Genomic DNA, 14,659 nt, shown 5'->3' with positions numbered 1-14,659 from the left:
CTATGATAACTGCTGTTGCAAAAGGTTTAGAAGAACTCCTGGATGAGTTTGTTTTTGTTGGTGGCGCCGTTACTGAATTGTATGCAGAAGATACTTTGGCTGCACCGGAAATAAGACAGACTGATGACGTGGATTGCATTGTTGTGATAGCGACAAGAAAACATTATGCTGAACTGGAAGAGCAGCTTCGTGCAAAAGAATTTGCGAACAACCAGGCTATGATATGCCGTTGGGATTTTCATGGCATAACGGTGGATATTATGCCCACAAACGAAGAGATCCTTGGCTTCTCCAACCGTTGGTTTAGCGAAGGAATAATGAATTCAATTTTGTATTCAATTGGAAATGGACAAGCTATCAGGATTTTATCAGCACCATATTTTATTTCCTGCAAACTTGAAGCATTGTTTGACAGAGGCTTAAGGGACCTTAGGCTTAGCAAAGACCTGGAGGATATAGTATTTGTTTTAAACTATAACCTAAAACTGAAAGACATAGTGGCCCAAAGTAATACAGGGGTAAAGGAATTTATCCGTGAAAGGTTTTCAATACTGTTAGGGAAAACTGAATTGCGGGAAGCTGTTTTTTGTACTTTGCCATTTGGAGAAAACAGCCCGGAGTACGTTGAAAGAATTCTTGCCATTATGAAATTATTAACCAGATGATTTGCGCTTAATGAGAATTTTTCTTCCCACCCCCACCAAAACCACCGCTGCCGCTATACAGCCAGCCACCAGCCACCAGTTTGTTTTTTTGGCCAGCGCAACCGGCGATGTATCGCCCATAACAACCAGGCCGGCCCAATACTGTGGAGAAAGGGTGCGCCCTTGTGCCTGCTGCAGGTAAGCCAGTTTGGCCTGGCGCAAGGCCTCATCTTTGGGCATCCCTTTCAGCAGGTTTTTGTAGAAGTACTCAATCAGTATAGCGCTGCTCTTCTCGTCAATTTTCCATAAGCCCATCAATATGCTTTTGCTGCCTGCATAGTTGAATGCATGGGCCAGCGAAATCATACCCTCTCCATCCTGGTAACCGGGCTTGCCGGATTCGCAGGCGGTGATAACAGCCAGGTCCGATGCCAGGTTGCAGTTGTAAATTTCGTCTGCCAGTAAAAAGTTATCTTCCTGCCGGGAGCTGTCTTTGGCAAAAATAAGCCTGGAATATTCCGGATGCTCGTTGTTGGATTCCGCATGGGTTCCGATATAAATAATGCTGTGGTTGCCGGCATTGGCCTTAAATGAACTTTCTGTGGAGCGGCCCTGCAAAAAAGTTTCTCCGCCAATATCATCCTTTATGCGTGTGGCAAGCTGTAATGTAAATGGCTGTGGCAACAGGGACAGGTAATAATTATCTGCCGCCATTGTATCCCTTAAAGAGGACTTATAACTGTTCTTTATATCGTCGGAAAAACCCGGGGCAAAAGCAATATAATCGCTTTTATAACTGCCGGCAACACTTTGCTGCTGCAACAAAAACAGGCTGTAATGATAAGAAATGGCATAACTGGCCAACAGGCAGTTGGCGGCAAGCTGACTGTAGGAATTTACCTGGCGGGCTGTAAGAATATCAAAGCTGAGGTTGTACAAAATTCCATCCGGTATAATAACAAGCCTGTTATGCCGCACCGCTTTTGAAAGGGGGCTCCACAAACTGTTGTACAAACTGTGCAATACGGCACATGTTTCCTTTTCGCCGGAAGCTGCCCGCAGCAACCGTTTCATCTGCTCTTCCACCAGCTTTTTGTCAAGGCTAAATAACTGCTTTTGCCTGTTATCCGCCACCAGCGCAAACAATTTATCGGCGGTAAAAAAATACCTGATCAGTGTACTGCCTGCTGGCACGCTTTGCTCAACATTTTGCAGCGATTTAAATATAGAAGCATACCTGAGTTTATAGTAGGCCGGGTAAGATTTTTTAATGGCTTCCAGGTGGTTATCCCAATCTTTAGACGCGTTAAAATAACGCTGCATCTTTTCATCAGAACTGCCCTCTCCCTGCAGCGAGTTGGTTAATATATTTTTGAGCCTTTTTTCTGACAGTTGCAGTTCCGCTGAAACATGGGCAAACTTCAGCGAATCATTTTTGTCAAGCCTGGAACGTATGCGGTTATACATCTCCGATTCCTGCAGGCTCATAATCCTGTCTATGTAGCTTGTTTTGCCGGAGAGGTTGTACAGGTCAAGGTTAATTTGCTTTATAAACTCAATCAGTTCATGGTGGTCTGCTATAACCAGGCTGATATCTTCGGCATCGGTAATTATTTCTTTTCGCCGTTCCAGTATGTCCAGCGCTTCGTTTAATTGAAGCAGCAAAGCATTTAAAGCCGCTGCATCTTTCTTTTTCAGCAAGTAGTATTCAGCCCGGGTTTTCATCAGGATGGCTTTGGGCTTCTTCAGTTCGGTTTTTACAGAATCCAGCAGGCTGCCGCTGCTGCGTATCTTTTCATTTACTACAGCAAGACCGGTTTTGCTATAGGTAAGTGCCTCTTGGTACCTGCCTGAAAAAAAATATACCTGCGACAAATTAAGCAGTTGATAAAAAGCCATGAGCGTTTTGTGTCCCTGCGTTTTTACCACGTAGTTATAGCCTTTGCGTGCTTTAGCAACAGCCTTTTGCTCCTGCCCGGTTTCTGCGTAAAACAACGCTTCATTTCGCAGAAAGTCAAGGTAAATATCATCGTATTCACCCTGCATGGATGCCTCATACAAGCTGTCAGCCTTTTCATAATAAAGCGTGGCACGGGCGGTGTCATGCCTTTCATCATACAGCAAGGCAAGCGTATTGCAGGCATCCCCCTGCCAAAAAAGATAATCACCTTCCACGCCGGCTATCTTTTCAAGCCCGTTACCCAGGTAGTATAAAGCTTTATCAAAATCTCTTGTAGCATAATAGAGCTGCCCCAGTAATACCTCAGAAATAAAAATACCGGGGTCCCCTTCTTCCAGGTACTTCTTTTTCTCGGCGTAGGAGTATTCCAGCAATTGTTGCGCTTGTTTCAGGTTGCCCAGCTCTTTGTAAATGCCCGCCAGGTTATCGGTAGCTTCATACAAAAAGGTTCTGGCAGATACTTTCTTCGCATCAATATTTTTCGATGCCAGGAACAGTTTTAAGCGGTTGATGGTTTCTTTCATCGCGTTAATGGCGCCGGTGGTATTGCCATCAATGCCGTATAAAGCTGCGAGGTTATTTTGTACTATGGCGGGCCTGTAGTAATCGTTAACCGGGTTATGTTCTGTTTTGGCAAGTGCCTGCAAGGCCAGGGCAAAGTAGTAGCGGGCGCTGTCTGTTTTTGATGCAAACCACATGGCGCTGCCCATGCCGTTATAGGTAATGTAAATTTTTTCGTAGTTGGGGCTGGGCTCTGCCAGAAAATAATCCAGGGCACGGCGCATGTGGTATTGCAACAGGCTGGTATTGCCCATGCGCTGCGCATAGGTTGACATATTGCTTTCTATACTGCCCAGCGATGCTGGTGTCTTACCCGGCACAGCCAACGCGTATTGCAATGCCTGTCTGTTGGCATCGTAGGCAAGTTTGTTTTTGCCAACAGAACCAAAATATTCGCCTGCTTCCACATAAGCCTGGCGCATGGCAGCAGGTGGCGGTTTAAGTTTCTTAAGCTTATCAATATAACTGTTCACGGCTTTAACAGCCTGCTCTGCGCCTCCTGTTTCCTGTGTTATTTTGCCGGTGTAATAAATGTATTTTACCAGCGAGTCTACATTTGGTTGCGCCCGGTAAAAAGCCACATGCTCCTGCAACAATGCAACCGCATCTTTATACCTGGCCTCATTAACAGCCTTCTCTAACAACCCAATATCTTTTTGCTGCGGCCATGCAGTTATAAAGCAAACCATTACAGGCAATACCGTAAACACGGCTTTAAAAAAAAGCTGCCTGTAACATGCCAGGTAAGGGGTATAGCTGCGATTCATTTTTATGGTTTATCGGCTGTAATTGCTTTGGTAGTTGTTACTTTATTTTTTGTTTCTGTGAGGGCCGAATTTTTTTTAATACCGGCTGCGGTTTTTCATGGGAGGCATCGTTGCGTCGCAATCACTTCATCGCCTGGTTCATTGGGCGGCTTTTCAGACCCGGGTAGGCTGGTGCGTGAAGACACGCACCAGGGAGAAGTACGTGAAGACACGCACCAGGGAATGAAGCAGGCACTACTACAGCAAAAACCACTGCAAGCAATCCCAAAATTTCGCGACTGTTGAACTGCAAATTCCGCAGAGCGGCGTATCGCTTCTTTTCCGTGCTTCTGTGGCAATAACCTGGGGCAGCAACAAAATCTACCCGGTGGGAAAAGCTGCGTAGCGAATCCAACCGTTGAAGAGTGCGACGCAAGTAAAGCCCAATGCCTGTACTTCAGCCCGGCCCATAAAAAATTCCGTTCCACCGATAGGGTATTACTTTTTCAATTGCTGTAACAATGCATCTTTTTGTGGGTGCCCCGATTTTTCTATCCACCCGATGGCCTCCTGCACTTGTCCCCTTTTAAGCCATGCAAGGCCCAGGTACCAGCAAGCATCCTGCATAAAATAACTCTGGTAGCTACCTGCAACTTTTTGCAGGTGAGTAATGGCTTCGCCGGTTTTATCAAGCGCCAGGTATGCCGTGCCTATAAAATAATTAAGTGTATCGTTAGCAGGCTTTGCGGGCAACAGGGTTTTCCATGCCTGTAAGGCGGCATTATAATCGCCTGTTTTGTAATCAATCATTGCCCTGTCGAAAGTATAATTATCTGAAGCGCTCATGGCTGTTATTAAACCGGGATCGGCCTTGTAATACTTTGCAAAGAGGCGTTCGTTGCTGTTTTTGCCCAGCAGTAGAAAAGCCCCGGCAGCAACGGCTATTATTACGGCCGCCGCGGCCAGCCATTTTTTTAACGGAAAAACTTTTGCAGGCGTTTGCTGTTGCGGCTGGGTGAGTGTGTTGTGAAAATGCTGTATGTCCGCCAGCAGTGAGGCTTCCTGCACGCCTAATATTAAAAGACGGGTGCTGTTAACACTGTCTGTAAGCGTTTTATCTTCAGATAATTTTTTTTCGAAATCTTCCTGTTCCTGCGTTGTCATTTCTTTAAGCAGGTAACGCTCAATTTCGTAAAAATCATTGGCCGGTATTTCAGGATGATTGTTCAAGATTTGGTATTTTTTATCAGTTCCCTTAGCTGCTGCAAACAGCGGTATTTATTATTTTTTGCCGTGGCTTCCGTCCAGTTGAAAAACTCGGCTATTTGCCTGAGCGATTGCCGGTTATAATAAAACTTAGTAATCAGGTCACGGCACCTTTCGCCCAGGTGTTTAAAGTTGTTTCTTACCATCAGCACATACTCGCTTTCATCATTGTTTAATGCACCATTTATATCCCCGCTTTCTTCACCGTTGTCTTCCAGGGGCACTATGTTCAGGCGTGCATCGGAACGCAGGTGATCAATCCATTTATTCTTAGCAATCCTGAAAAGGTAGCCCTGCAACGCCGAATCGCTTTCAGGGTTAAACTTGTTAAGCTGTATATTTCTCCACATAGCGATGAACGCTTCCTGGTATATATCCTTTACCTGTTCCCGGGCGCCATGGTTGTTTAAGATATAGCTTTCCACCTTAGGGTAATTGTTGCAATACAGCATTTGCAAAGCAGTTGCATCGTTTGCTTTAATGGCATTTATCATCTCCCGGCTGCCGGTTTGTTCTATCAGGTTATCCTGCTGCATTTACACTAAAATACAGCAAAAAGATAAAAGCAAGGCCGCACAAACTATGGCAACCTTGCCTAAAGGAAGGGTTAATGCTTTACTATTTTAATAATTTCTGAACGTTTACTATCTGAAAAGCGCAGGAAGTAAACACCAGCCGGAAGTTTGCCCAACTCAATAACCTGCCGGTTGCTGTTAAGCATGGTTTGCAGGATGGGGCTGCCGGTTGTATTAACCAGCGATATGCCGGCCCTGCCTTCAATGGTCCCGTGCACTGTAAGAATAACTTTATCGCTTGCCGGGTTAGGGGATACTTCCAGTGCAAAGGCATTGTTCCTGTCCACAAACACACTTACCACCCTGCTGGTTTTAAAGTCGCCGGATTTATCGTAGGACTTAAGCCTGTAGTAGTTCCACCCGGCAAAGGGCTGCTCATCGTACACCTTATAGGATGATGCTGCGCCGTGTGCCTTAACAGCCGTAAGCGTATTGAATTTTTTGCTGTCGCTGCTTTTTTCCACTATAAAGTGGTCGCCACGGTCTTCCCGGAAAGTGTGCCAGTTTATCCTGTTGCGTGTACCCTCATTGGCAGCGGTAATATTACCCATGGTAACGGCGAGTGTACCGGTTAAAGTAACTACGGCTTCAGCGGATAGGGCTTTGGATTCAATGTTTCCTACTTTATCGCGGCTTATAACATAAAAGCTGTAGGTACTGTCTAACTGGCCAATCATTTGCGTTGTGCCGGCGCTGGTTGAGCCGTAAGGCAGCCATGGACCATCATTTACTTTTACGAAGATGCTGTAATAGCCAATACCTGATACCGCATCGTTGCCGTTGAAGGTAAGGTTAATAACAGTGTCCCGGGTAACCACGGCGGAAACAGTGCTTGCAGGCGGAACGATATCCAGTTGGTTGGTCCAGGTGTTGGTGATTATTGGTTCGTTCTGGTCAAATATGATAGAAGCCCTGTTGGCAAATGCTGCACCGTCCGGCAGGCCGGCAACAGGTTTTACAGTATAGCTTACAGCACCTTCGCCTTCCGGTTTGTTTACATTGGGCGGCTGGAAGCCTTCCAGTACAGGTATGTCTCCGGTAGCAGGGTCTATGGCCGTAAACTGCCACTCTATCACGCCGGTAGCAGTATCCAGCCTGCCGTTGATACGCACTTTCATGGGTTGCACAGGAGCCAGGTTTCTTTCAATTACAAACTCTTTTCTGCCTTTTGGTATGCGTATGTATTTGGTGCCCAGGTTTATACCCCCAAACTCAAAGCTGCTAAGGTTATACCGGGTTTTATCCAGCGTATCCCGCACTATTACCATTTGTGCTGCGGCAGTGGCCGTATCCACGTTTTCAAAATAAACGGTAAAGCTGTGGCTCTTCAGATTATTTACATAGCGCCTTGTGCCTTTGCCCACCGGGCCTTCTATGGCGTTAGGATCCATTGAAGTAACAGAATTGGATGGCTTATCGTTGGGGTCTCTTGGGTTAAGCTCATTGTCCAGTTCTTTCAGCAGGTCTTCAATCTGGGGGGCCAGTTCCGGGCATTCGTCCGCCAGTTTTTGCAGCTTCACCAGTTTGTCGGAAAGCGTGCCGGCATTTTTTACTTCTTTAAACAGTTCGTGCAAACCCTGCAACCTGTCGGTATTAGGCAAGGAGTTTAGCTTGTCCAGGTATTTATCCACCAGTTCCGGCGACATATTTGGATTGTTGGCCAGCCGTTTATTAATAAAATCCACCTGATCGTTATAGGTTTTGGTAAGTTTGCCAACGCCTTTATCCAACATGTAGCTGCCCAGTTCATCCGTTGCTGTTTGCAGGGCAAAAGCATTATTGGCTTCGGTTTCCTTCATCCAGTCTGCCATGGCCGCTCCTGCGTCAAACTCATAACCATCATACCATGCCCAGAATTTTTTGCCCAGGTAAGAAGAGGCGGATGCACCATGCTTTTGCCCAATTTTGGCGGTTTTGGTAAATGCCTTAAGCAAAGGAATTTTAGTTTTATCTACAATCATATCGGCGCCGTCAATCAGTTCGGCGGTAATGTCCTCATTGTAGTTGGTCCAGTTGGGTGTTTCGCAGGAGCCACGCTGGTTGGGTGCATAGGTAAAGGTTTTAAAGTTTTGGGCCGCTACATCCGATGTTCTGGCAATAAATGGAATTTCAACAGTTGCACCCGCCGGCACATGGGGCAGCAAAAGGTATTGCATATAACCATTAAATGGCTGGTTATTGAAAGAGTCAATCGGTACTGCGGTAACCAGGCTATCGTAAATGAACTTTATTTCAGAACGGGGTAAAGAGATAGTTTCATTGTCAACAATAACAGTTTCTACGCCGCCTGTTTGGGGAAGTATAAAACCGTTATCAAACTTAACTGACACATTCCTCGGCCATGCAAAGCCAACTACAGCCCCGGAAGCCATAACGTTACCATTATTGCCTACCACCAGGGTAAAGCGGGTATCTGAATTGGTGCGCCATCTGCTGGGGCCCTGTACTTCGGCCCAGGTATAGGGATAAGAAAAATCCTCTATTAAAAAGCCTTCCTTGTAGGTAATGGCATCTTCCCCGGGTATTTGTATCACTACGTCGTATTTACCGGATTGTACCAGGTGCACGTCGAACACTGCAGTAAGGTGGTCTTTTACGCTATTGGCAAATTTTTCCAGCGGCATAATAACAGTAGAACCTTTTACCAGTTTTACAGAAGTGGTGCTGTCAAGGCCGCCGCCAAATATCTGCATGTTTACATCTCCACCATAACCGATTTTTTCAGGCGTGTAATACTCAACGCCTTTGATATCGAATACCTGTGTGGCAGTGTCTTTAAAGTTGCACACGGAGTTGTTAACAATAAGCCTTGCATTGTAATTGCCCGGCAGGTAAGTATGCATGGGATATTGAATGGTGCTGGTGCTGTCATCATCAAAATCCCAGATAAAGCTATCCGCATTGGCTTTTTGCGGCCTGAAACCAATGGTGCTGCCCAGCCGTTCATACTGCATGGAAGCAATTGGTTCGTGGTTATAGTGCTTCATTCGGAATGAATACCTGAAGCAACCCGATGATGACCAGCGAAGGAACAGGGTATCTGTTGTTAAACAGTTGATCATGATGGTATCACGCACTATTGCACCGGCTGGTATGCTGGATGATCCGCCTATATACCGGCCAAGTACAGTTTGCGTTCTGTTCTTGTATCCATAAAGATATATATATCCATTGCCCCCGCTGGTGTTCAACGCATCCACTATAACTTCAACAGACCCTTTAGATGGCAGCGTGGTGATAAAATAATCGTAGGCATCGCTTTCGCCATTGCTTAAATAACCTATGTGACCGCTATAGGTATTATCCAGCAGTGCTGTATCGGCGGTTTCAAAGCTGTTGTTAGGTTCGTTACCGGCGTTAGAAGTGTTGATCATTTCGTACTTAAGGTGATAGCTGAAAGCCTGCGATGAACTAAACCGGAAGTAGAAAGTATCTGCGGCACGGCAGGTAACCAATATAGTGTCGTAAACAGTTTTGCCTGCACCGATGCTAGATGTGCCGCTTATGTACCGGTCGAAAACTTTGCCATTGCCTTTACGCCTGTCAAAACCGTAAAGTGATAACCAGCCGGTATTGCTGCTGCGGTTGGTAGCCTGTACATATATCTTTAGCGTGCCATCTTCCGGCAGCGAAGTAAGGTAGTGGTCATATTCATCACTACCACCATTGGATAAATATGCTATGTGCCCTTTCTTTTCTTCCGCTTGTAACATTGGTATAGCGTCATCAAAAAGGCCGTTGGGCTCCATGTCGTTTTCACTGGTATCTACCATTTCATACTTTAAATTGTAGATAAAAGCCTGCGATGAACTAAACCGGAAGTAGAAAGTATCTGCGGCCCGGCTGTTAATGTAAATGGTATCATAAACAGTTTTGCCTGCACCTATGGTAGATGTGCCACTGATATACCGGTCGAAAACTTTCCCATTGCCTTTACGCCTGTCAAAGCCGTAAAGAGATAACCAGCCGGTATTGCTGCTGCGGTTGGTAGCCTGTACATATATCTTTAGCGTGCCATCCTCCGGCAGCGAAGTAAGGTAGTGGTCATATTCATCACTACCACCGTTGGATAAATATCCTATGTGCCCTTTCTTTTCTTCCGTTTGTACCATTGGTAAAGCGTCATCAAAAAGGCCGTTGGGCTCCATGTCGTTTTCACTGGTATCTACCATTTCGTACTTTAAATTGTAACTAAAAGCCTGCGATGAACTAAACCGGAAGTAGAAAGTATCTGCGGCCCGGCTGTTAATGTAAATGGTATCATAAACAGTTTTGCCTGCACCTATGGTAGATGTGCCGCTGATATACCGGTCGAAAACTTTGCCACTGGCTTTACGCCTGTCAAAGCCGTAAAGAGATAACCAGCCTGTATTGCCACTGCGGTTGGTAGCCTGTACGTATATCTTCAAAGTACCATCCACCGGTAAACTGGTTTGGTAATGATCGTAATCATCGCTAATGCCGTTGAACAGGTATCCAATATGCCCTTTCTTTTCTTCGCCTTCGGTCATCTGAAGCACTGCTTCAAAAGCATTGTTGGGCTCTATGTCGTTTTCACTGGTATCTTCCATTTCGTATTTTAGATCATAGCTAAATGCCTGGGATGAACTGAAACGGAAATAGAAAGTATCTGAAGCCCGCCCATTTATGTAAAAGGTATCCTGAACAGTGGAGCCCGCCTTTATTGTAGAGGTACCACCAATGTAGCGGTCGAAAATTTTGCCGTTGCTCTGCCGCCTGTCAAAGCCGTACAGGGATAGCCAACCCGTGCTGCTGCTGCGGTTGGTAGCCTGCACATATATTTTAATGGTGCCATCTTCCGGCAAAACTGTTCTGTAATGGTCATAATCATCCCGCTGGCCACCTGCCTGGAATCCAACTTCGCCATTAACTGCAATGCCGGCACGCATAGCAACTGCTTCAGCAAAACTGTTATTAGGTTCCGTATCTGCAGACCCGCTCACAGTCATTTCGTAGCTTAACACGTAAGTAAATCCCTGGGATGAACTAAAACGGAAATAAAAAGAATCTGATAATAAGCCCCTGATAGTAACGGTATCATACACCGTGGCGCCGGCATTTATAGTTGAAGTGCCGCCAATATAGCTGTCAAAAACTTTCCCGTTTTCCCTTCTTTTATCAAAACCATACAACGATAACCAGCCGGTGTTGCTACTTGTGTTGGTGGCTTGAACATACACTTTTAGTGTACCATCCTTCGGCAATTTTGTTTTATAATAATCGTAGTTATCGCTGGTGCCATTGAACAGGTAACCAATATGCCCCTTCTTTTCCTGTTTCTGTGCGATGGCCAGCGATTTTGAGAATTCGTCATTGGGCTCCACATCATTCTCGCTGGTATGCACCATTTCGTATTTAAAAGCGTAACTGAATGCACTTGATGAACTGTAACGGAAATAAAAAGAATCCGCGGCACGGCCATACAAATAAATGGTGTCGTAAACTGTAGCGCCAGATTTTATGGTAGATGTGCCGCTTATATACCTGTCAAACACTTTACCGCTTATCTGCCTTTTGTCAAAGCCATATAACGATAACCAGCCCGTACCTCCGCTGTTATTGGTAGCCTGTACGTATATCTTAAGCGTGCCATCCTGCGGCAGCAGGGTACGGTAATAATCATATTCATCGCTGGTTCCGTTGAAAAGGTAACCGATATGCCCCTTTTTTTGCTGGCCGGTATTTACAGGTATTGCTTTGGCAAATGTTTCTTCCACTTCAGGGTCGTTCTCACTCTGGTCAACCATTTCATACTTAAGGTTATAGCTGAAAGCCTGGGAAGAACTAAAACGGAAATAAAAAGAATCTGCAGCACGGCCATACAGATAAATGGTATCATACACCGTAGCGCCGGAATTTATGGTAGATGTACCACTTATATACCTGTCAAACACTTTACCATTTATCTGCCTTTTGTCAAAACCATATAGTGAGAGCCAGCCGGTATTACCGCTGGTATTGGTTGCCCGCACATATATTTTAAGTGTGCCATCAATGGGCAAAATGGTTTTAAAATAATCGTAGTTTTCTGCGGTGTTGCCGGATACATTGCCATTGATTACCGCACTGGCTGCCAGGGAATTGGCGCCGGAAAAATCGTTATTAGGTTCTGATTCTGTTTGTGCATTGGCAAACACTGATAACAAAAGCAAAAGAAAAAGGGTAAGAGCGCTTTTCATGCTGTATAGTTTTAGCTATAACTACATCGGCTAAAAGCTGCAAAGGTCATCAATGAAATGAAAGTTTTTTACAAGGGTATGAAAAGCCGCCATGCAAAACCTACCGGTAAAGTGGCTGCTACACCATCCCAAAGTTTCGGTTCGATAAAACCCCATTGCCGGCATTAAAAAAACTGTCAATAGCAGGGCAATGCTTATTATTTTGCCCTGTTGGCCCACCTATCCATTTTTTGTTCCACCACATCCAGCGGCATACTGCCATCTTTTAAAAACTCATCGTGAAAGGCAGCGAGTTTAAATTTATCAGCAAGCTGCTGCTGGTATTTATTACGTAACTCACGAATTTTTAAAGCGCCTATTTTATACCCCAGCGCCTGGCCGGGAATGGCCATGTACCTTTCAATTTCGGCGGTGGCGCTTTGCTCGCTTATGGCTTCGTTATCCATCATGTATTGGATGGCTTCTTCCCTTGTCATGCCTTTGTTGTGTATGGCCACATCAACCACCAGGCGTATGGCACGGTGCATCTCATCGCCAAGGGCGCCCATGTACTGGTAGGGGTCAGTGTATAAACCCAGTTCGCGGCCAAGGCTTTCGCAATAAAGCGCCCAGCCCTCTACATAAGCATTGTGGCCGCCATATCTGCGAAATTTTGGCAGGGTTGTATCTTCCTGCTGCAACGAGATCTGGTAGTGATGGCCGGGAATAGCCTCGTGCAAAAACAGGCTTTCCATGCCGCTGGTGGTATTGAATTTGGTTGCGTCCAGAATAGGCACATAAAATATGCCGGGCCGGCTGCCATCGGCGGTACCCTGGTTATACTCCGCACTGGCGCTGGCCGCACGAAAAGCTTCTGTTTGCCTTATCTCGAATTTTGTTTTAGGCACATGCCCAAACATGGTAGCCAGGTGCGGCTGTATTTTAGCCTGTATGGAGCGGAAGGCATTCAGTACTTCTTCCGGTGTTTTAAAAGGGGTAAACTGTTTATCGTTGCGCATAAACTCAAAAAAAGCGTTCAGGTCTCCTTTAAAACCAACGGCATTCTTTACGCTGTCCATCTGGCCGCGTATGCGTTTTACTTCATTCAAGCCGGTAGTGTGTATTTCATCCGGGGTTTTATTGGTAGTTGTTTGCTGGCGTACCAGGAACTCATAATATTTCTTACCCCCTGGCAGGCTGCCCAGGCCAGATGTTGGACGGCTTTTGGGAAGGTATTCGGTTTGCAGAAAATCAGCCAGCTTTTTGTAGGCAGGCACTAATTGCTGTAGTATCAATTGCGTATAAGCCTGTGTAAGTCGCTGTTTATCAGCCTGGGTAAAAGATGCGGGCATTTTGGTTACCGGGCCATAAAACAGGCTTTTTGCAGCGCTGTCAACCACCATGGCCTGCATCTGCGGTATCATTTTTACCACCAGCGATTTCGGCAGAACATAATTGGCGGCAATGCCTTTTCTAAAATACACAATAGCGCTATCTGCCCAGGCACTAAAAGCCGTTGCACGCTTTAGCCAATCTTCGTAGTCTTTAACTGTTTTAAACGGCTGGGCGCCATCGCCGCTACCCAACTGGCCCAGGCTTAGCGGTAATGCGTAAAACTGTTGAAAAGGTATATAGTTATCCTGAAAGCCCAGGCTTTCCAGCGAAAGCTCGTTATCATGTTTAAAAACATCATAGCTTATTTTATCCTGTTCATTCAGCTTGCTGCGGTCAAATTTTGAAAGCAGGTTAAGGTAGCGGCTGTAGAAATCTTTTAGTTTGGCCCTGTAGCTCTCTGTAAACTCAACCGGCAGCAAACTGTTATACCTGTTGTCTCCCTGGTAGGTGGCGCTCAGCGGAAACAACTGGAGCGATTCTTCGTAATAGTTGCTGAGCATGGCAGCCAGTTCCGTATTGGCTTCGCCCTGCTGGTTATCGCTGCTAAGTTTGCATGCAAACAAAAGTGTTGCTGAAAGAAAAACAAGAATTACTTTCTTCATTGGGGGTAAAGTTAGAATGGGCAAATTAAGCAAATACCGGCAGGAAAAATGTAGCCCCCTTTTCTAAAGTGTTGTTTTTATGGGCCCGGCAGGAGTAATGCTATGAGGCTTTACTTGCGTCGCACTCTTGTACTTTCTTTTCGCTACGGGGCATTCTGCAGCCGGCTTCGGTTGTTCAAAGTTCTTTGTTTAAAGTTGAATGTTGGCGGCTGCGCAGCTATAGCAAACGTGGTTTTGTGCGGATGTTATTCCAGTTTGCGCCTGAGATAATTTACCTGGCCAAGATGGTAATTTAAATGGGCCAGTAGCTGCACTAAAACATAGCTGGTGGAAGCATTGGGTTTATCGAAGAATATCGGGAACTCCGCGTTCATTTGTTCAGGGGTAAGGTTATTTATTGTTGTACTAACCAGTGGGATAAGTTCTTGCAACTGCGCCACAAGTTCTTTTCGCGGTAAGCCTTTGCGTGTAAATTCTGAAGGCCGGTTGCGGATATAGCCGGTTTGCGCCAACGTGGCGCCGATGAGATAGTTTAAACCGCCAATAATGTGTAAGGCAAGATTACCGGCTGAATTATTTACAGAACCCTGTGTTATCCAGAGGTTTTCTTCTTTCTTAAACAGGCATACTTCTTCTTCCAGTTTAAGAAGGTCGCGTTCGTAAAAAATTGCCAGTTCGTTATTTAACATGAGAATTATGGTAAAAGCCTTTAATACATTCCACTGGTTAGC

Annotated in this window: 7 protein-coding genes; 1 reads left to right on the top strand and 6 read right to left on the bottom strand. The window is 45.6% G+C overall.

Annotated elements, in window-relative coordinates; translation table 11 throughout:
- Window positions 1-2: 2 nt before the first annotated feature.
- Entirely contained in the window at window positions 3-665 is a 663-nt protein-coding gene (locus F0364_RS06635) for a hypothetical protein (protein ID WP_153796985.1), read from the top strand.
- Here F0364_RS06635 and F0364_RS06630 read toward each other — a convergent pair.
- From F0364_RS06630 to F0364_RS06605, 6 genes are all read right to left on the bottom strand, one after another.
- The gene (locus F0364_RS06630; RefSeq protein ID WP_153796984.1) at window positions 654-3,932 is read right to left on the bottom strand and encodes a CHAT domain-containing protein; all 3,279 of its coding nucleotides are present in this window, start codon (window positions 3,930-3,932) and stop codon (window positions 654-656) included. The genes F0364_RS06635 and F0364_RS06630 overlap by 12 nt on opposite strands.
- A 477-nt stretch (window positions 3,933-4,409) precedes the next feature.
- Window positions 4,410-5,141, bottom strand: a complete 732-nt coding sequence (locus F0364_RS06625) for a tetratricopeptide repeat protein (protein WP_153796983.1) — start codon at window positions 5,139-5,141, stop codon at window positions 4,410-4,412.
- The gene (locus F0364_RS06620) at window positions 5,138-5,713 is read right to left on the bottom strand and encodes an RNA polymerase sigma factor (protein WP_153796982.1); all 576 of its coding nucleotides are present in this window, start codon (window positions 5,711-5,713) and stop codon (window positions 5,138-5,140) included. The genes F0364_RS06625 and F0364_RS06620 overlap by 4 nt, the downstream gene beginning before the upstream one ends.
- Before the next feature lie 71 nt (window positions 5,714-5,784).
- The gene (locus F0364_RS06615; protein ID WP_153796981.1) at window positions 5,785-11,952 is read right to left on the bottom strand and encodes a DUF7619 domain-containing protein; all 6,168 of its coding nucleotides are present in this window, start codon (window positions 11,950-11,952) and stop codon (window positions 5,785-5,787) included.
- A 197-nt stretch (window positions 11,953-12,149) separates the two neighbouring features.
- Complete coding sequence (locus tag F0364_RS06610) at window positions 12,150-13,928, bottom strand: DUF885 domain-containing protein (protein WP_153796980.1); 1,779 nt, start codon at window positions 13,926-13,928, stop codon at window positions 12,150-12,152.
- Between the two features lie 245 nt (window positions 13,929-14,173).
- Complete coding sequence (locus F0364_RS06605) at window positions 14,174-14,617, bottom strand: DinB family protein (protein WP_153796979.1); 444 nt, start codon at window positions 14,615-14,617, stop codon at window positions 14,174-14,176.
- Window positions 14,618-14,659 lie beyond the last annotated feature (42 nt).

The organism is Foetidibacter luteolus, from assembly GCF_009650435.1.
GTDB lineage: Bacteria > Bacteroidota > Bacteroidia > Chitinophagales > Chitinophagaceae > Foetidibacter > Foetidibacter luteolus.
This window is presented reverse-complemented; position numbering and strand designations above follow the sequence as displayed.